16 protein-coding genes are annotated in these 17819 nt (G+C 73.8%); 9 read left to right on the forward strand and 7 right to left on the reverse strand.

Annotation, left to right across the window (positions count from 1 at the left end; genetic code table 11):
* The first annotated feature begins 2 nt into the window (after window positions 1-2).
* The 6 genes from asnB to pyrE are packed head-to-tail and all read left to right on the forward strand — an operon-like array spanning window position 3 to window position 6560.
* Window positions 3-1823 carry an asparagine synthase (glutamine-hydrolyzing) gene (gene asnB, locus OG823_RS18145; protein WP_371480634.1) on the forward strand — a complete coding sequence of 607 codons (1821 nt, stop codon included), beginning with the start codon at window positions 3-5 and terminating at the stop codon, window positions 1821-1823.
* Window positions 1820-2908: a PrpF domain-containing protein gene (locus OG823_RS18150; protein WP_371480636.1), complete on the forward strand. Its 1089-nt coding sequence runs from the start codon at window positions 1820-1822 to the stop codon at window positions 2906-2908. Before asnB ends, OG823_RS18150 begins: the two co-directional genes overlap by 4 nt.
* Window positions 2887-4023, forward strand: coding sequence for an acyl-CoA dehydrogenase family protein (locus OG823_RS18155; RefSeq protein WP_371480637.1), 1137 nt, complete (start codon window positions 2887-2889; stop codon window positions 4021-4023). The genes OG823_RS18150 and OG823_RS18155 overlap by 22 nt, the downstream gene beginning before the upstream one ends.
* Window positions 4011-5462: a dihydroorotase family protein gene (locus tag OG823_RS18160; protein WP_371480638.1), complete on the forward strand. Its 1452-nt coding sequence runs from the start codon at window positions 4011-4013 to the stop codon at window positions 5460-5462. The genes OG823_RS18155 and OG823_RS18160 overlap by 13 nt, the downstream gene beginning before the upstream one ends.
* Window positions 5459-6022: a flavin reductase family protein gene (locus OG823_RS18165; protein ID WP_371480639.1), complete on the forward strand. Its 564-nt coding sequence runs from the start codon at window positions 5459-5461 to the stop codon at window positions 6020-6022. Before OG823_RS18160 ends, OG823_RS18165 begins: the two co-directional genes overlap by 4 nt.
* Before the next feature lie 10 nt (window positions 6023-6032).
* Window positions 6033-6560, forward strand: coding sequence for an orotate phosphoribosyltransferase (gene pyrE / locus OG823_RS18170; protein WP_371480640.1), 528 nt, complete (start codon window positions 6033-6035; stop codon window positions 6558-6560).
* 128 nt (window positions 6561-6688) lie between these two features.
* Here the strand turns inward: pyrE and OG823_RS18175 are convergent, their stop codons facing one another.
* Window positions 6689-7354, reverse strand: coding sequence for a hypothetical protein (locus tag OG823_RS18175; protein WP_371480641.1), 666 nt, complete (start codon window positions 7352-7354; stop codon window positions 6689-6691).
* A gap of 383 nt (window positions 7355-7737) precedes the next feature.
* Between OG823_RS18175 and dacB the strand changes: the two genes are divergently transcribed.
* Entirely contained in the window at window positions 7738-9339 is a 1602-nt protein-coding gene (gene dacB, locus OG823_RS18180; protein ID WP_371480642.1) for a D-alanyl-D-alanine carboxypeptidase/D-alanyl-D-alanine-endopeptidase, read from the forward strand.
* Window positions 9340-9520: 181 nt separating this feature from the next.
* Here the strand turns inward: dacB and OG823_RS18185 are convergent, their stop codons facing one another.
* Both OG823_RS18185 and OG823_RS18190 read right to left on the reverse strand, forming a co-directional pair.
* The gene (locus tag OG823_RS18185) at window positions 9521-10336 is read right to left on the reverse strand and encodes a maleylpyruvate isomerase family mycothiol-dependent enzyme (protein ID WP_371480643.1); all 816 of its coding nucleotides are present in this window, start codon (window positions 10334-10336) and stop codon (window positions 9521-9523) included.
* Between the two features lie 197 nt (window positions 10337-10533).
* Window positions 10534-11907 (reverse strand): MFS transporter, encoded by a 1374-nt coding sequence (locus OG823_RS18190; RefSeq protein ID WP_371480644.1) that lies wholly within the window; start codon window positions 11905-11907, stop codon window positions 10534-10536.
* Window positions 11908-12313: 406 nt separating this feature from the next.
* Here OG823_RS18190 and OG823_RS18195 point away from each other — a divergent pair, with 406 nt between their 5' ends.
* Window positions 12314-12898 (forward strand): helix-turn-helix domain-containing protein, encoded by a 585-nt coding sequence (locus OG823_RS18195; protein ID WP_371480645.1) that lies wholly within the window; start codon window positions 12314-12316, stop codon window positions 12896-12898.
* A 380-nt stretch (window positions 12899-13278) separates the two neighbouring features.
* Here OG823_RS18195 and OG823_RS18200 read toward each other — a convergent pair whose 3' ends face one another.
* Both OG823_RS18200 and sigJ read right to left on the reverse strand, forming a co-directional pair.
* The gene (locus OG823_RS18200) at window positions 13279-13905 is read right to left on the reverse strand and encodes a glyoxalase (protein WP_371480646.1); all 627 of its coding nucleotides are present in this window, start codon (window positions 13903-13905) and stop codon (window positions 13279-13281) included.
* A 159-nt stretch (window positions 13906-14064) separates the two neighbouring features.
* Window positions 14065-15006, reverse strand: coding sequence for an RNA polymerase sigma factor SigJ (sigJ, locus tag OG823_RS18205; protein WP_371480647.1), 942 nt, complete (start codon window positions 15004-15006; stop codon window positions 14065-14067).
* Window positions 15007-15178: 172 nt separating this feature from the next.
* Between sigJ and OG823_RS18210 the strand changes: the two genes are divergently transcribed.
* The gene (locus tag OG823_RS18210; RefSeq protein ID WP_371480648.1) at window positions 15179-15595 is read left to right on the forward strand and encodes a hypothetical protein; all 417 of its coding nucleotides are present in this window, start codon (window positions 15179-15181) and stop codon (window positions 15593-15595) included.
* A gap of 90 nt (window positions 15596-15685) precedes the next feature.
* Here the strand turns inward: OG823_RS18210 and OG823_RS18215 are convergent, their stop codons facing one another.
* Together OG823_RS18215 and OG823_RS18220 are read right to left on the reverse strand one after the other, a co-directional pair.
* Window positions 15686-16900 carry a metallophosphoesterase gene (locus OG823_RS18215; RefSeq protein ID WP_371480649.1) on the reverse strand — a complete coding sequence of 405 codons (1215 nt, stop codon included), beginning with the start codon at window positions 16898-16900 and terminating at the stop codon, window positions 15686-15688.
* A 403-nt stretch (window positions 16901-17303) separates the two neighbouring features.
* Window positions 17304-17771 carry an SLATT domain-containing protein gene (locus OG823_RS18220; RefSeq protein ID WP_371480650.1) on the reverse strand — a complete coding sequence of 156 codons (468 nt, stop codon included), beginning with the start codon at window positions 17769-17771 and terminating at the stop codon, window positions 17304-17306.
* Window positions 17772-17819 lie beyond the last annotated feature (48 nt).

A 17819-nucleotide genomic window follows, 5' to 3' on the forward strand; every position in this document is an offset into this window, starting at 1 on the left:
ACATGTGCCGCATCTACGGCTCCTTCAACGCCCACTCCAGCCACCAGGAGCTGCGCACCGTCGCCGCCCTGTTGCACCACGGCGGGCCCGACGCGCAGAGTTTCGCGCTGGACGGCGGCTGGGCGCTCGGCAACAACCGGCTCGCCATCATGGACGTCGAGGGCGGCGCCCAGCCCTACCGGCTCGACGGGATCACCGTCGTCTTCAACGGCGAGCTCTACAACCACCACGAGCTGCGCGAGACGCTGCGGCGCCGCGGGTTCTCCTTCGAGGACCAGTGCGACGGCAACGTCCTGCCCGCGCTCTACCTGGTGTACGGGGACCGCTTCACCGAGCACCTGGACGGCATGTACTCGGTCGCCGTGATGGACCTGCGCGACGAGCCGCGCCTGGTCATCGCCACCGACGACTCGGGCATGAAGCCGCTCTACTACTCCTGGGACGACCAGCAGGCCCGGCTGCTCTTCGCCTCCGAGCTCCCCGCGCTGCTCGGCTTCGGCGGCCTGACCGCCCGCGAGGCCGAACTCGGCCTGGACGCCTACCTGTCGGCGAAGACCCCGTTCGGCGAGCAGACCATGTTCGACGGCATCAAGGTGCTGCCCCCGGCCACCACCGCCGTGGTCACCCGGGCCGGACTCAGCCTGAGCAGCCGTCCGCTCGGCCACACCACCCAGCGCGGGCCGGCCCCGACCGGCCGCTCGCTGCGGGCCGCCGCCGAGGAGCTGCGCGAGCTGCTCCGATCCGAGGTGCACCGGCTGCTCGTCGCGGACGTCCCGGTGGCCGCCGTCACCTCCGGCGGCCTGGACTCCAGCCTGGTCACCGCGCTGGCCGCGGAGGCCAAGGCCGACCTGCACACCTTCAACATCGCCTACAGCGGCAACTGGCCCTCCGACGAGCGGCACTACGCCGTGGAGGTCGCCCGGGCCACCGGCACCACGCACCACCAGGTCGAGATCGACCCGACCACCTTCCCCGACCTGCTCGCGGACGTGGTCTGGCACCTCGGCCAGCCGAACGCCGACCCGATCACGCTCAGCACCTTCTCGCTGTTCCGGGCGGTGCGCGACGCCGGTTTCAAGGTGGCGCTCACCGGCGACGCGGCGGACGAACTGTTCGGCGGCTACTCCCGGATGACCGAGGCCGTGGAGGCCCCCGTCGGCCTCGGCTGGGTCCCGGCCTACCTGGACCACCTGGCCGCCGTCCCGCTGGCGCTGCGCCGCAAGCTCTACACCGACGACTTCGCCTCGGCGGTCCGCGCGCACGGCCCCTCGCTGCCGCAGGAGCTGATCGACACCCTGGAGAACGGCAGCGGCACCCGCCTGCAGCGGATCTGCGCGGCCGAGCAGCAGTACCGGCTGCCCGCGTACCACCTGCGTCGGGTCGACCACCTCAGCATGGCCAGCTCGGTCGAGGTCCGGCTGCCCTTCTGCCAGCCCAGCGTCGTGCGGTACGCGGCGGCGCTGGCCGACGAGCACCGGATCACCCCGGACGGCGTCAAGCGCGCCCTGTACGCGGCGGCCGAGGGCCTGATCCCGGCGAGCGTCCTGAACCGGCCCAAGCAGCCGTTCACGCTGCCGATCACCGCGATGCTGTCCCCCGGTTCCGCGCTCTGGAACACCGCCCGGGACGTGCTGTCCGAGGCGGCGCTTCGGGCCGACGGCCGGCTCCGCCCGGAGGCCGTCGCCCAGCTCTTCGAGCAGCAGGCGCAGCGCCCCTCCGACGCGTCCTCGCTGGCCCTGTGGTCGCTGATGACGCACCAGATGTGGCGTCAGCAGTTCTTCGGCGGCGCCCGGCGCGACGTCACCACCGCGGGGGCACGATGATCACCCCGGCCCTCGCCCTGAACCGTCCGGTGGGCCACTTCGCGCACGCCGAGGGAGCACCCTGCCCGACCCTCGTCCTGGACGGTGCCACGCTGCCGCCCGGCGGGGCGCCGCTGCTGGGGCGACTGGCCGGCATCCGCGCGGAGCTGAGCGCGGCGGGCGCGGGACACGTGCTCAAGAACGCCCTGATCCGGCCCTCCGCCCACCCGCTGTTCGACCTGGACTACCACTTCGTCCAGTCGCTGCCCGGCGGCTTCGACCAGTTCGACCTGCGCGGCTCCTGCGGACACTCGATCCTCGCCGCGGTGGACGCGGCCGCCCGCACCGGGATGATCCCCCCGCTGGCGGCCGGCCACCGGATCCGGGTCAACGTGCTCAACAACGGCGACAACGTGGTCTGCGAGGTCACCGAGACGGCCGTCGGCCGCACCGGCTTCACCGCGCACTTCCTGTGCAACCCGGCCCGCCCGCTGACCGACCTGCTGATGACCGGCGAGCCCGTCACCCAGGTGATGCTCGGCCGGCTCACCGTCCCCGTCTCGCTGGTGTCGATGGGCAACCCGTACGTCTTCGTGGCGGCGGCCGGGCTCGGCGTGCAGAGCCGTGAGGAGCTGTTCGGCGACAACCCCGGGCTGTTCGAACTGCTCGGCCGGGTCCGGCTGGCGGTCTGCGAGCAGCTGGGGTGGGACCCCTCCGGTGCCTTCCCGAAGGTCGCCGCGCTGCTGCCGCAGCCGTCCGGGGCGATGGCGGTCCGCGCGATCTCCGTCCCGTCCTGGCACCCGACGCTGGCGCTGACCGGCGCCACCTGCCTGGGCACCGCGATGGGGATCGAGGGCACCGTGCCCTGGAGCCTGCTGCGCTCCACCGGGCACGGCGGCGGAATGGTCCGGATCGACACCCCCGGCGGCGAGGTGCGGGTGGTGGCGCGGACCGCCGGGACCGCCGAGAAGCCCAAGCTGGCCTGGGTCTCGGTGGGTGGCAAGCAGGTCAGCTACCACGGGCGGGCCGAGCTGTCCGCCGACCACTTCACCCCGGCCGACGACCTCACCCCCAAGGAGCCCGCATGGCTGCCACTGCCGGCCTGACCGAGATCGACACGGACCTGCCGGCGCCGTCCGTGCTGGCCGAACTCGCCGCGTGTGCGGCCGCCGCCGACCGCAGCGGGGCACCCGACCTGGCCGCCGTCGCCGTGCTGCGCGAGCACCGGCTGCTCGGGCTCGCGGTGCCGCGCGAGTACGGCGGCGCCGGGGCCGGCCCGGTGGACCTCAACCGCTGCGTGGAGCGGGTGGCCACGGCCAACGGCTCCGCCGCGATCATGCTGTTCCAGCACTTCGCGGTCACCAGCCGGATCGTCGAGCAGGGCTCGGCGGCCCAACTGGCCGAGATCCTGCCCGAACTGGCCTCCGGTCGGTGGCTGGCGGCCTCCGCCTGGAGCGAGACCGGAGCCGGCGCCAACAAGAAGAACCTGGCGACCAAGGGCCGGCGGACGGCCGACGGCGGCTGGGTGCTGGACGGGGCCAAGTCCTTCACCACCAGCGCCGGGGTGGCCGACGTCTACCTGGTGCTGGCCCAGACCGGCGAGCCCGACACCACGCAGGCGGACAGCGGCTACGGGGCCGCGGGCCAGACCTTCTTCCTGATCCGCGCCGACAACCCCGGCCTGCTGCCGGACACCTCGCTGCGGCTGGCCGGCATGCGCGGCTCGGCGACCGGCTTCGTCTCGCTGCACGACTGCCGGCTGACGGACGAGGACCGGCTCGGCCCGCAGGGAGTGGCGGCCTCGATCATCGCCCGGGTCCGGGAGAGCGGCGCCACCCTCGGGGCGGTCGCGGTCGGCCTGGCGCAGGCCGCCCTGGACGCCGCCTTCGACCACGCCCGCAAGCGCGGTCTGCTCGGGATGCAGGCGGTGCAGCACCGCTTGGTCGACCTGACCACGGAGGTCGAGACGGCCCGCGGGATCGTCGAGCGGGCCGGTCGCCGGGAGGCCGCCGACCCCGGCCTGACCACGCTGCACTCCAAGCTCTTCGCCTCCGCCGCCGCGGACCGGGTCTGCTCGGGGGTGGAGCAACTGCTCGGCTCGGCCGGCTACATCGACGCACACCCCGTCAACCGCTACGGGCGCGACGCGCGCGCCGTCGCGCTGATGGGCCCGACCAACGATCTCTGCAGGGAACTGGTGAGCATGTCATGGAACCACTGAACACTCTCTCGGCCGAGGCCGTCACCGAGTCCGCCACCACCGCCGACCTGGTGGTCACGGGCGGTCTGCTGGTCACCCCCGAGGGGGTCCGCGAGGGCGCCGTGGTGATCCGGGACGGTCTGGTCGACGCCGTCCTCGACGTCGACGAGCCGCTGCCGGCCGGCCCGCGGCTGGACGCCACCGGCCGGTACGTCCTGCCGGGCCTGATCGACTCGCACGTCCACTTCCGCACCCCGGGGCTGGAGTACAAGGAGGACTGGGAGCACGGCAGCCGGGCCGCCATCGTCGGCGGTGTCACCACCGTGCTCGACATGCCGAACACCAGGCCGTTCTCACTGGACCCGGACGACCTGCTGGCCAAGGCCGAGCTGATCAAGGGCCGCTCCTGGGTGGACTACCGGTTCCACATCGGCGCGGACCCGGCCAATCCGTCGGTCCTCGCCGATCTCGACCCCGAGGTGGCCACCTCGGCCAAGGTGTTCATGGCCGGCCACCACACCGCGCCGGTGGTCGCCAGCGACCCCGAGCAGCTGCGGGCCATCTTCGAGGCCGCCGCCGAGGGCGGCGTACGCCTGGTCCTGCACGCGGAGGACCAGCACGTCTTCGACCTGCTGGACACCTGGCAGGGCGAGCCCGGCACCTACGCCGAGTACGAGCCGCACCGCCCGCGGACCGGCGCGATCGTGGCCGTCGCCCGGGTGATCGAGCTGGTCCGCCGGTACGGCACCGCGGCGCACGTCCTGCACGTCTCCACCGCCGAGGAGGTGGACCTGCTGGTGGCCGCCGCCGCCGAGGGCCTCCCGGTGACCTTCGAGGTGACCGGGCACCACCTGTCCTTCACCGACGCCGACACCTGCCGGCGCGGCCCGCGCACCCGGCTCTCCCCGGCCATCCGGGGGCTCTCCGACCAGCAGCGGCTCTGGCACGCCGTGCTCGGCGGCCAGGCCGCCAGCCTCGGCAGCGACCACGCCCCGCACACCGTCGAGGAGAAGAACCGTTCGGCCACCGAGGCCCCGCCCGGTCTGCCCGGCGTCCAGGAGCTCGCGGTCGGCGTCTGGACCGGCCTGCGCTCCCAGCGGCTCTCGCCGGACGAGGCCGCGCTCACCCTGGCCCGGCTGATGGGCACCGGACCGGCCGAGCTCTTCCGGCTCCCCGGCAAGGGGCGCATCGCCGTCGGCGCCGACGCCGACCTGGTCCTCTTCGACCCGCAGGCGCGCTGGCAGATGTCCGGCAGCGACGTGCGCTCCAAGTGCGGCTGGTCGGCCTACGAGGGCTGGACGTTCACCGGCCGCGTGGAGACCACGGTCAAGGCCGGAAAGGTGGTCTGGGACCTCGGGACCGGCTTCGCCGGGGAGCCCTCCGGCCGCTGGCTCTCGCCGGCGCCGCTCGCCGGGCAGGCCGGTGCGCCGGCCGTCGCCCCCGTGGCGGTGGCCCGATGAGCGCCACCGTGCTCGAAGCCGGCCCGGGCACGGTGGCCGACCCGGCCCCGGCCCCGGCCTCGGTCGACCCCGCCGCCTTCCGAGCCGCGATGGCCGCCCTCGCCGCCCCCGTCACCGTGGTGACCTGCTTCGACGAGGACGGCGCCCCCCGGGGCCTGACCGCCAGCGCGGTCGCGTCCCTCTCGCTGGACCCGCCGCTCTTCCTGGTCTGCCTGGACAAGCGCTCCAGCACGCACGACGTGCTGGCCGGCGCGCCGTCCTTCCGCGTGAACCTGATGGGTCCCGGAAACGAGCGCCTCGCCCTGCAGTTCGCCGGCCCGGCCCGCGACCGCTTCGCCGGGCTGCGCCCCGGCCAGGGGCCAGCCCCGGTCCTGGACGGCGCCGCGCTCAGCCTCAGCTGCGAGCACCACGGCGTCCGGGACGGCGGTGACCACACCATCCTGATCGGCCGGGTCACCGCCATCACCGGCGCCGCCGACGGCGCCTGCGCGGCGGCCGGCGGACTGCTCTGGCACCAGCGCGGATTCGCCCACGCCACCCCCGTCCCGCCCTCGTCCTGATGGAGCCCCGATGTCCCAGTCCCGAATCGAACTCGCCGGCCGGATCCGTGCCGCGTCCCACCTGACCGGGAACTTCCTGCTGCGCTCGGGCCTGACCTCCACCGAGTACTTCGACAAGTACCGCTTCGAGAGCGACCCGGTGCTCCTCGACGCCGTCGCCGAACAGCTCGCCGCGCTCGTCCCGGCCGGCACCGAGGTGCTGGCCGGCCTGGAGATGGGCGGCGTCCCGGTGGTCACCGCCCTGAGCCGGCACACCGGGCTGCCCGCCGCCTTCATCCGCAAGAAGGCCAAGCCGTACGGCACCCAGCGGCTCGCGGAGGGCGCCGAGGTGGCGGGCCGCCGGGTCCTGGTGGTGGAGGACGTGGTCACCAGCGGCGGCCAGGTCGTGCTGTCCAGCGCCGACCTGCGCGCCCTCGGCGCGGACGTCCGGCAGGCCCTGTGCGTCATCGACCGCGGCCAGGGCGGGGCCGACGCCCTCGCCGCCGAGGGTATCGGGCTGCTCTCGCTGCTCACCGCGGACGACCTCCGCCCGCGGTGAGGGTGGTCCGCCCGCCGGGGGCCGGGGCCGGGGCCGGGGCCGGGCGGTGCGGGTGGTGGCGTCGGGGCGAGTCGGACGGCGCCACGGGTGGAGCGGGGACGGAGCGGGGACGGGGGGACGGGGCAGGGCTACTTGCGCCCGGGAGTCCACTTCATCCCGAGCCGGTACGCGCGGGAGATCACGTCCTGGATGCCCGGCCCGTCCTGCGGTGTGAACCATCTGACCTCGCGGCCCACCACGAGTTCACCCTTCTGGCGCTTGATCAGGGCGATCGCGCAGGCGTGCGCCTGCGCCGGGCAGTCGTCGAGCCGGACCTGGAACCGGTCACCGCGGTCCGAGGTGAGGGTGACCACCGCGTCGAGGCCGCGGAAGCTCCCGGAGCCCTCGTAGATGTAGACGAACAGCAGCAGCTTGGCGAACTCCGCCCCGTGGTCCAGGTTGATCGCGAGGTTCTCGCCGGCCGCCCGCGTTCCCGTCCGGTCGTCCGCGTCCAGGGCGACGTAGGGAAACCGGTCCAGCGCTCCGAACGCGTTCCCGAGCGCCTGCACCACGGTCTTGCGGCCGTCGCTGTACTTGATCATGCAGCCGAGGTCGAGATCCACGCCCTTGGCTCCGGCGGCTCGCAGCGAGCTCCGCATCCTGGCGAACAGGCCGCGCGACTCGGGCGCCGGTGCGACCGCGGCGGGCGGGGTCCAGTTCAGGTTGACCCGGATCAGCCCGCTGGTCACCCCGTGCTTGTCCAGTGAGACCAGCGGGGACGCCTTGGTCAGCACCACCGTTGCGGAGTCCGACATGTTCGGTGCCTTCCGGGGGAACGGACCCGGGCCCTTCCCCGCCGCCGGACGGGAGAGTCCGGGTCGGGTACGGGGGGCCGGGTGTGGAGGGCCATCAGATCCCCGATCCGGTCCGGTGCGCCGGGCGTTCGCCGATCCGTGACGATCCCGTCACCGGTCCGCGTCCGGAGGGGGAACCGTGGGACCACCGCCTGCGCCGCCGCGCCCGGGGGTGTTCGCGGCGGCCCAGGCGGCCCTGGCGGACGGCTCGGTGCGGGCGGGGATCCGGGGCGACCGGGTGAACCCGCCGACGGGATGTTCGCCGGGCGGCCCCGGAGCGGTATGTCTGGCGGAGCTGATTGACCGTCAGGACGGCCGGTGCACGGCCCGGAACAGGTGGGTACATGAGATCGATCCCTGCACGCCGGCGTACCTGGGCCGCCGCCGCCCTCACCACGGCGCTGGTCGCGGCGACGACGACGGGCGCGGCAGGCGTCGCGCCGGCACCGCACGACGACCTCGGCCCCGAGATCGCGGCGATCATGAACAAGCCGGGCTACGAACACGCCCAGTGGGGCCTGCTGGAGGTGGACGACGCGACCGGGCGGATCGTCCACTCGCAGTACCCCGACCAGTTCTTCATCCCCGGTTCGACGGCCAAGCTGATCAGCGTCTCGGGCGCCTGGCACGCACTCGGCGGCGACCACCGCTTCACCACACCGGTGCAGGCGGTCGGCGAGCGGCAGGGGACGGCGCTGAACGGCTCGCTGGTCGTGGTCGCGCAGGGCGACCTCACCCTGGGCGGCCGGACCGCACCGGACGGATCCGTCTCCTACACCCCGATCGACCACACCTACGCGAACGACGTCCCCGGTGCGACGCTCACCCCCGAGGACCCGCTGGCCGGACTGGACATGATCGCCCAGCAGGTACGGCAGTCGGGCATCACCGAGGTCCGGGGGAACGTCGCCGTCGACTCCCGCCTCTTCACGTCCTTCCCCGAACTGGATCCGAGCCCGACCCCGCTCATCGTCAACGACAACGTGATCGACCTGCTGACCACCGCGACCGCACCCGGCCGGGCGGCGCAGCTCAGCTGGCGCCCGCAGGTCGCGCCGTACCAGGTGGATTCGACCGTGCGGACCGTCGCCGCAGGCGGCCCGACGGACATCAGCGTCTCCGCCTCGCCGGACGGCACCCGTATCAGCCTCTCCGGCACGATCGCGGCCGACGCGCAGCCGACGCTGCGGATCTCCCCCGTCCAGGACCCGGCGGCCTTCGGCCGGACGGCCCTGATCGAGGCCCTCGCCCGCGCGGGCGTCACGGTCGCCGCCCCGCCGACCGGCCCGAACCCCACCGGTGTGGTGCCGGACTCCTACGACGGCACACAGCGGGTGGCCGCGTACGTCTCCCCGGTCTACGCCGAGTACGCCAAGCTGATCTTCAAGGTCAGCCACAACCTCGGCGCGAACCTCGCGATCTGCCTGATGGCCGTCACCGCGGGCAGCCACCGCTGTGAGGACGGCTTCCCCGTCCTCGACGACTTCCTGCGCGGGGCCGGCATCGACCCGACCCAGGCGCAGTTGCTGGACGGCCGCGGCGGCAACCCGGTGGACCGGGTCACCCCGCGGGTGGAGAGCGAGCTGCTGCACTACTGGCAGGGCACCCCGGACGCGACCCGGTTCCGGGAGGCCCAGCCGATCCTCGGGGTGGACGGACTGCTGGCGTTCGTCTGCGACGGGTGCCCCGACTGCCCGGGCAGGGGGAAGGTGTGGGCCAAGACCGGCACCGTCGCCGGCTTCGACGCGCTCAACCGGCGGATCGCGGTCGGTGCCGACACCATCGGCGGCTACCTCGACGCGGGCCACGGGCGGCTGCACACCTTCTACCTGGCGGTGAACGGGGCCTCCACCCCGGACATCGACGGGGTCATCCAGATCGGCGACGACCTGGCCCGGATCGCTGGTCTCCTGCAGGAGCAGGCCGCCGCCAGGGGCGGTGCCTGAGCCGAGGCCGTGGCGGACACGCCACGACGAACACGCCACGACGAACGCACCATGACGAACGCACCATGACGAACACGCCATGACGAACACGCCACGACGAACGCACCATGACGAAGGCCCCGATCGCCGTCCGGTTCCGGCGATCGGGGCCTTCGGGCCGGGTGGGGCCGGGCGTCGTTGATCAGGGCGCGCGGAAGTAGGTGGGGAAGGCCGGGGCGAGCCGGGGCCGGCGGCCCCAGGCGTAGATCTTGCCGCGGGCGAGGGCGGTCCAGGGCGAGCACCGGCCCAGCGCGATGAGCAGGAAGGTGACCGGCTCGGTGATGATGGTGCAGTCGGGGCGGTGAGCCGCTCCCGGGGTCACGGTCAGGACCCCCGCCTCGAAGGCCGCGGTGAAGCGGGGGCCGCCGCCCTTCAGCCCGAGCGTGTAGCGGGCGGTGAGACCGCCGGCGGTCCCGGGGTCGACGACGCGGGGCATGACGGTGGTGAGGAACGGCATGCAGAACTCGACCCGCCGACGGTCGGCCATGTGCGGTCGGCCCAGGGCACGCGCCAGGTCCCAGCCGTGGCCGAGCATGTGGGTGAGCAGGTAGGACCCCAGGGTGTCCAGGTCCATCGGGCCCAGCGGGGTCATCATCGGCGTTCCGGGGTGGCGCCCGGCGGCGGCCTCGACGAAGGCGCGGGCGTGCGTGGCGACGGCCTCCGCCAGCACCTCGGGCGAGCGCTCCGTGAAGGCGGCGAGGGAGTCGACGTTGGCCGCGGCCAGGCTCCCCGCGGTGCCGTCGCCGTAGGGCCGGTCGGCGCCCGCGGCGAGCTCGGCCATCAGCTCGTTGGCGACGACGAGGTGAGCCGCCGCCTCCCCGACCGTCCACTCGGAGTCGGGGATGCGGGCCGCGGGGTCGGCGCCGCCGCGCAGCAGGACGGCGATGTCCTCCGCGGTCGCGGTTATCGATTCGTGCAGCTGCTCACGTACGCGCAGATCCGGCAGGGAGGCTGTCATGAGGGTGAAGCGTGGACCACCCGGTGGCGGCTGTCCAGGGTGGCGGCACGGGCGGGGCGCGGGACCGGCGGGGGTGGCGGCCGGCGCGCCGTCGGCGGGGGCCGGACGAGCGGGCCCGGCGGCGCCGGGGGCCGGCCGGGTGGCCGGGTGGCCGCCGCCGGGGGAGGGAACCCCCAGGTGGGAGAGGCGCCGGCCGGTCAGCCGCTCGGCGTGCGCCGGGCGAGCGCACGGCTGCCCACCGAGGCGCAGAGCGCTACGGCGATCAGCAGCGTCGCGAGGGCGAAGGTGACCCGCATCCCGGTGGCGACGGCCTCCGGGCGCGCCGTGGTGACGTCGGTCGTCGCCGCCCCGAGCGCGAACACCGCTCCCATGACCGAGGCGCCCGTGATCAGCCCGAGGTTGCGCGACAGGTTGAGCATGCCGGAGACCAGCCCCCGCTGATCCGGGCGGACGTCCGCCATGACGGCGGTGTTGTTGGCCGTCTGGAACACCGCGTAGCCCATGGTCACGACGACGATGGGAGCGAGGTAGCCCCCGACACCGAGGGCCGACGGCGCCAGGGCCAGCATGCCGGTGCCGGCCGCCGTGGCGAGGAGCCCGGCCACGGTCGTGCGGTGCGCGCCGAAACGGTCCGCCAGGCGTCCGGCGGGCAGGCCGGTCAGCGCGGCGACGACCGGGCCCACCGACAGGACGAGTCCGACGCCGGCCTCACCGAGCCCGAGCGCACGGGAGAGGTAGAACGGTCCGACCACCAGGGTCGCCATCATCACCGTGGAGACGAGCGCGCTCATGGCGAGGCTCGCACTCAGCACCGGATCGCGGAACGAGGCCGGTCGGATCAGGGGCGCCGCGGCCCTTGTCTCGACCCGGACGAAGAGAGCGGCCCCGAGAGCGGTCGTCAGCAGCAGCGCCACGGTGAGGCCACCGAAGCTCCCGTGACCGAGCGTCATGGCGAGTGCGTAGGCCGCGAGCGTCAGGGCGAGCAGCAGCGTCCCCGCCCGGTCGAAGCCGGTCCGGCCGGTTTCCGCTCTCGGACGGTCGGCGGGCAGGTGGCGACGGGTGAGCAGGAGGGCCACGACGCCCAGCGGTGCGTTGACGAGGAAGACCGCCCGCCAGCCGAGTCCGGAGATCAGCACGCCGCCGAGCGACGGGCCGAGCGCCGTGCCGATCGCGGACATCGTCCCGAGCAGCCCCATGGCCCGTCCGGTCCGCTCCTTCGGGACCGTGCCGCCCACGAACGCCATGGTGAGCGCCATCATGACGGCGGCTCCGACACCCTGCGCCGCCCGGGCGGCGATCAGCAGCCAGAGCGTGGGGGCGAGGCCGCACAGAACCGAGGCGACCGTGAACAGCGAGATGCCGGCGAGCAGCAGCCGTCGGCGGCCGGTGAGGTCACCGAGCCGTCCGACGCTGACGATCAGGGTGGTGACGGCGAGGAGATAGGCGAGGACGATCCACTGGACCTGCTGGAAGGAGGCCCCGAACGCCTGAGCCAGCGTCGGCAGACCGACGTTGGCGATGCTGGTGCCGAGCGAGGACAGCACCATGGAGAGGGAGAGCCCGACGAGCACCCACCGGACCGAGGGCTGCCGCCGCGTGCCGGGAGCCGTCGCCCCTGGCCCCGCCTCCGGTCCTGGCCCGGCCGCCGGCGCTCCCCTCGTCACCGGCTCTCGCTCACTCGCCGCCTCAGCCGCTCTCTCAGCCGCCGTCTGTGCCGCTGGTTCCTTTGCGCGGACGGGCTTCACGGTGGACTCCGTTCTCCGGCGGTGCCCGGTCGTCGATGACGGCGGGGACGACGGCCGGGCATGGCCGACGGGGGATGAACCGCGCCGCCCCGGGCCGGGGGAGCGGCCGGAGGTCCCCGGCCGGTGCCGCCCCCGGCCGGGGCGACGGGCTCATGCTGGGGAGCGTGCACCCGGTGGAACGGGAACAGCAATCTTTGTTGCCGATCCCGGGACGGCGGGGTGGAATGCCCCCATGGACAATCCCCCGGCCCATCAGGCGGTCCTCGACGAGGTCGGCCCCCGGCTCAGAAGGCTGCGCGCGGCCCGTGGCCTCACCCTGGCTGCGCTCTCCGAGACGACCGGGATCTCCAAGAGCACGCTGTCCCGGCTGGAGTCCGGGCAGCGCCGTCCGAGCCTGGAACTGCTGCTGCCGCTCGCCGCCGCGTACCGCGTGCCGCTGGACGACCTGGTCGGCGCCCCCGAAGTGGGCGATCCCCGGGTGCGGTTGACGGCCCGGAACCTGGCGAACGGCGGGACGTTCGTCCCCCTGTCCCAGCGTCCGGGGCCGCTCCAGGCGTACAAGATGATCATCCCCGACCGGGGTACCGAGCCGAATCTCCGTACGCACGAGGGCTACGAGTGGCTGTACGTGCTGGACGGCCGGCTGCGGCTGGTCCTCGCCGAGCACGACTTCGTCCTCGGTCCCGGTGAGGTCGCCGAGTGGGACACCAAGGTGCCGCACTGGTTCGGCAGCGCGGACGGGCGTCCCGTCGAGGTGCTCAGCCTCTTCGGCAGACAAGGGGAGCGGATGCACGTCCGGGCGAAGCCCCGGGTCTGAGGGCGCGGCGCCGGGCGCTCGGTCGCCGCGCCGTCGGCCTCGGGCCGCCGCTCGCCGGGCGCTCGGCCCCTGTGGTTCCCCGCCCCCGGCGCTCGGGCGAGCGAGTCGATCCAGCGCTCCAGGCGGTGCCCCTCGGTGGTCATCGGTTCGGGCGCGCGGAAGGTGTTGGTGAGCAGCGAGATCCCCTGGTAGGCGGCGACCAGGGCGACCGCGAGTTCGCGGGAGTCGTGGCGCCCCATCTCCCGGAACTGCCCCTCGGCCCGGTCCATGAGGGTCTGGAGGACTCCGGCGACGGTCTCGTCGAGGCCGTCGGCGCGCTTGTCGAGCTCCGCGGCGAGGGTCCCGGTGGGGCAGCCGTATCCGGCCGCCACGGCTGTCCGTCAGGACGCGGGCGCGAGCGACGCGGCCTCCCAGGCGAACCCGTCCGGGTCGGTGACGGGACCGGCGCCGCCACCGATCACGAGCCGGTGCGAGCCGGTGCCGTCGGGAGTGACGCCGAGGTCCTTGGCCAGGGCGCGACGCCTGTACAGCGCCAGCTTGACGGGACCGGGCCCGGCGGCGAACTCGACGTACACCCGGGAGAAGCTCTTCGCCACGGCCAGACCCCGATCGACGTAGAACCGCTTGCTCGCGGCCATGTCCGCGACTCCCAGCAGGAGCACGATGTCGTCGATCACGCGAGTGGCCGGGCCGGTGTCCTTCTTCGCCGAGGTCGCGATCTTCCAGATCGTCCCGTCCGGGGCCCGTACGACGCCGCTGTAACCCCAGAGCGACTTCGCGGCGGGCTTCAACGTCGTGGCGCCGGCGTCCAGGGCAGTGCCGATGAGGCTGTCGACCGTGCTCGGCTGGGCCACCGTGAGCGCCAGCGTGAACCCGCGGAAGCCGGTGCTGGGCGCGTCCGAGGCCCGCAGGCGCAGCTGGGTGTCCAGCCCGAAGGCGGCGGTGTGGAAGGGATCGGCGGCCGTGGGGTCGGCCACCTCCAGGGTGATGGATTCGATGGATGCCATGGCCATCACGCTAGTTGCGGCCCGGCGACCGGTGCTTCTCGAATCCTGATCGATCCGTCCGGCGTCGGGCGCCGGGCTGCGTACCGGTCTTCCCGCGCTCGTGCGCCTCCGTGCGAGCGACCCGCCGGGCGAGCGGTCGCGAGGTGTCGGTGGGGCCGGTCAGCGCTGCCCGCTCTCGTTCCACGGGCGGAGCTTCTCCGGGTTCCGGACGGCCCAGATGTGGGTGATCCGGCCGCCGGTGAGGCCGAACGCCGCCACGGTCACGGTGACACCGCCGTGTTGGGCGACCAGGCCGGGCCGGCCGTTGACCGTCCGCTCCAGGAGCGTCAGCCCGGGCGCCCGGTCGGCGATGTGGATCAGGTACTGGGCGATGCGCTCGCTGCCCACGACCGGGCGCGGGACGGCGCCGACCAGTCCGCCGCCGTCCGCGACCATCGTGGCGCCCGGGTCGAGCAGGCCGACCAGGGCTCCGATGTCCTTGGCCTCCCATGCCTCCTTGAAGTGCCGTACCAGGCCGGCCTGCCCCGGGACCGGAGCCGCCGGAGCCTGCGTCACGCGCACCCGTCGACGGGCCGAGGACGCCAGCTGTCGGCAGGCCGCCGGCGTCCGGCCGACGATCTCGGCGATCTCGGCGAACGGATACCGGAAGACGTCGTGCAGGATGAACGCCACGCGCTCGGCCGGCGTCATCGACTCCAGCACGACGAGGAAGGCCATGTTCACCGACTCGTCCAGGGTGATCCGGTCGGCGGGGTCGGTCCCGCCGCCAGCCGCCGCGCCGGGCCACTGCGCCCGGTCGGGCAGCGGCTCGGGGATCCACTCGCCGACGTAGCGCTCGCGCCGGGCCCGCGCCGAGCCGAGCAGGTCCAGGCAGATGCGGCCGGCCACCGTCGTCAGCCAGGCGCCGGGCGAGGCGACGGCCGCCTGCCGCTGCCGCGGCATCGCGTACCAGCGGGCGTAGGTCTCCTGCACCGCGTCCTCGGCCTCGGCCAGCGAACCGAGCAGTCGGTAGGCGAGATTGATCAGCTGCCCCCGCTCGCCGACGATCGCGCGCAGGCCCGGCTCGGACCGCTCGTCGGCCGGCTCGGCCGGGGTGCTCATGGTCGCCACCGCTCCCTGGTTCGTCTCGTCCGCTTCCGCTCTCGCCACCACGGCGAGAACTCCGCACCGGACGGTGAGGCGGACATCCCGCCTCACATTTCGCGGGCCCACGTCGTCGGACTACCGAGACACTACCGACCCACCGCCGCAAGGCAGAAGAGGGGACCGCACCATGGCAACCCGGACGGCGACCGAACACCGCAGCCTGACGTTCCTACAGGTCGCGATCGCCCTGCAGACCCTGACCATCTTCTGCCAGGCGGTCACCGCCGGGCTCCTGCTGTCCACGTCCTACGGCGAGGTGCTGCACAGCGTCGGGGCGCGCGTGATGTACGCCGCGGCGATGCTGTACGTGCTCGCCGCGATCCTGGCCTGGCGGCCGGGCGGCGGAACGCCCCGCCCCATCCTGTACGCCTGCGGCTTCCTCGTGCTCGCCTCGGTGCAGGTGGTGCTGGGCGTCGCGCACATACCGTCGCTCCATGTCCCCCTGGGCGTCCTGATGTTCGGCCTGAGCGTGCTGGCGCTGGGTCAGGTGCTGTCCGCCCGCTTCGCTCGGCGCTCCGGCGCCCGGGCCGCTTCGGCGGACTGACCGAGAGCCGGTAGAACGGGGGAGCGAGTTCCGCCGTGCCCGTTCGTCGCGTGACGGTCGACCTTGGGTTCCAACGGTCGGGGCCCCGCGTCAGCCGTGGTCGACGCTGCCGCTCACCCCGGAGCCGGTGTCGGCCGCGGTGGTGTCCCCGGTGCGCGGTGCGGTCGCCGACGTGCTGCCCGACCGGAGGGTGAGCAGCGTGATCTCGCTCGGTGCGAAGACCCGGAAGGGCGGCCCCCAGAAGCCGGTGCCCCGGCTGGTGTAGAGCTGGGTCCGCTCCCCGTGTCGGCTCAGGCCGTGCACCACCGGCTGGTCGATCCGGACCAGGAAGTTGAACGGCCAGATCTGGCCGCCGTGGGTGTGCCCGGAGATCTGCAGGTCGATGCCGGCGGCAGCGGCCTGGGGAACGTACTTGGGCTGGTGGGCGACGAGCAGCACCGGTCGGGCCGGGTCCGCCCCCGCCAGGGCGCCGAGCAGGTTCGCGCGGTGTCCGGCCAGGCCGGAGGACTCCGCGGTCACGTCGTCCACGCCCGCGAGTACGAGGGCGTCCCCACCGCGCTCCACCACGACATGGCGGTTGTGCAGCGGCTCCCAGCCCAGTTCGCCCATGCGGTCCAGCCAGCCCTGGGCCTCTCCGGAGTACTCGTGGTTCCCCGTGACGTAGACCTTGGCCAGCCTTGCCCGGACCGTTCCGAGCGGCGCGGACTGCTCCCGGCGCTGGACGGGCGTGCCGTCGGCGATGTCGCCGGCGTGGATGACGACGTCCGCGTCGAGCGCGTTGACCGCCCCGGCGACCCGCGCCGACCAGTGCGCCCGGTCGATCGGCCCGTAGTGGGTGTCGGCCAGTACGACGACACGGGTCCCGTCCAGGCCGCCGCCGAGGCGCGGGACGTGGACGTCCAGCCGCTTCACCCGGGGCACCCGCATGGCCTCGTGGTGGCCCCAGGCCAGCAGCCCGGCCGAGACCACGGCGACGGCCACGGCCACGGTCCTGGCCCGGCCGGCGCCGCCGACGTCGAGCCCGATCAGCAGGAGGTGCACCAGGCCGCCCAGCAGCGACCAGGTGAACAGCACCCAGATCACCCCGAGGGAGGTGTCCGCGACGCGGGCGGCCCGGTCGGCCCGCCGCGGCCCGTGGCCCGCGACCATCAGGAAGGGGAAGGAGACCAGCCAGGCGGCGAAGACGGCCGTGCCGGCCAGGAAGACCGGGAACGGCCAGGCGGTGCCGGAGGCGAACAGCGTCAGCCAGGGCGGGAGGCACAGCACCAGCAGAACGAGGACGAGCACGACCAGCCGCCGGCGCATTGATCGCCGAGGCCTCGCCTTCTCGTCCGGGGCACCCGTACCCGGCCCGGGTGCCGCCTCCGTCCCAGGTCGGGCGCCGGTCTCGACGCTCTCCGACTCCCCGGGGGCCGACCGGAGGTCCGACTCCGACCCGATGGATCCGCTGTCTGTCACTGTGCCGCCCCTCACGTCCGCTGCTCCCATCATCCGGCACGCGGCAGGCGCCGGAACCGTCCGGGTGCCGTCGGTCCGCCCTGTGGTCGGTCCGTGCCGTCGGTCCGCCCTGCGACCGGGGAGCGCCCGGCCGCCGTCCCGCGTCCACCCACCCAGGGCCGGGCCCTCGACGCACGTCCGGGGGCGCGCCGGCCGGGTTCCTCGATCGCGGGGAGCTCCCGTTCGTACGTCCCGGCCCGGTCGCAGCGGGTCACCCGTGGTCGGGGGCCACGGTCGACGTACGGCGTTGCTCCAACCAGTTCTGGCTCAGGTGGGCCCACACCCCCTGGTACTCCTGGAAGACCGGCTCCAGCCGGTCGTAGGTGAGCGCGTCGGCGGGCGTCGAGGCCACGAGGAACTCGAGATCATCGGCGAGGCGCTGGAACCTGTACTGCGTGTCCTCCATCAGGACCGATCGTGACCTCCAGTTGAAGAACGGCTCGATGGCTCCGAAGAGGGTGACGCACGCGACCAGGGCGAAGGCCAGGCCCGCCCACAGGTTCAGGCTCTGCAGTCCCAGGATGATGGTCGACGCAGCCGACAGCGACAGCGTCGTCACCTTGAGAACGGAGGAAGCCAGACGGAACCGCTTCTTCCTCCGACGGGCGTACTCGTTGCCCTGCCGGATCTTCCCGAGCAGCCGACCGGCTGCCTCCACGGGATCCAGCCCGGCGTTCACAACAGGACCGTCAGATCCCATGCTCTCCCCCAAAATCCATGCGTCCCG

The sequence above is a fragment of the Kitasatospora sp. NBC_00315 genome (assembly GCF_041435095.1).
Taxonomy (GTDB): Bacteria; Actinomycetota; Actinomycetes; order Streptomycetales; family Streptomycetaceae; genus Kitasatospora.